Source organism: Haloferax sp. s1 (genome assembly GCF_058382125.1).
On sequence record NZ_JBZRPK010000091.1, the window covers coordinates 1 to 987 of the forward strand.

1 pseudogene is annotated in these 987 nt (G+C 52.2%); it reads right to left on the minus strand.

Annotated elements, in window-relative coordinates:
- Positions 1-634, minus strand: a pseudogene (locus QT222_RS00625) (glycoside hydrolase family 31 protein); the annotation flags it as partial.
- Positions 635-987 lie beyond the last annotated feature (353 nt).

Below are 987 nucleotides of genomic sequence, written 5' to 3' on the forward strand. Positions count from 1 at the left end.
CTGCATCCAGGTCGCTCACGCTTGTGGACCTGTAAGCGGACTCTTGCAGCGTTGAGTTGGTCTGCTGTGTTGCGTTTGTTTGCGGCGTTGGGTTGGTCGATTCCTCAGCTCTATCGGGAGATGGGGCGTATCCTGACGACCCCTTATCCAAGTAGTCCTCGTTGATGACCGTCCCTTCCTCGTCGAGGAACCGGACACCGAAGAGTTCCGTGTTGATTTCGACAGTAACCGTGTCGGTCTCGATGGCTATCTTGTCGGGGCTCGAATCGACGCTGAAGCTCGGCGTGTCCCACTCGCTGAGTCCGTTCTCGATACCCCGAGATTCGTATTCTTCCTCGCCCGGTTCCATGATGGCGACGCGAACTAGGTTGTCGCTGAATAGACGAATGTACCCTTCGTGAGTACCGAGGTCAAGTTTCACCCCGTCGTCGAGAACTTCGTGACCCTCGACGGACAATTGCATGAGGTTGTCCTCGTCCACCTGTGGTTCGTAGTGGATCTTCGAATCATAGTGGTGTGCCGATGCGGGGGCTGAAGTGAGCGCACTCCCCGCCAGAAGGGCGGCTGTGGATTTCAACAGTGTACGTCGTCCGACCGGAAGGAAATTGGAGTCGTGTGTGTTTTTATCAGACATCGAAAGTGTGGGTGGCGACTAGTGTACGTTCGCGAGGCGGTTCGACGAGCCAGAGTTCGGACCGACTCATAGTACAGACCCCGTGATACCGTCCGGGAATCTGTACGATCTATTCGTTGCGGAGCTAATTGTTGGCGTCATCCCGTGGTTTTCTTGGAAGAAAATGTTCATCGCACGTTTCAGTTGTGGGTATTTACTCAGTAGATAATAACTTTCTGGCCATTATTATAATGATAATACGTATTGTATAGGTGAATTTAACATCATCAAACGTTTGTTATTTGGCCGGGTGAGCGCACACGTCCGAACAAATTTTAATCGAAGCAGCAGCGGGGAATCAGCAGCTATATTCC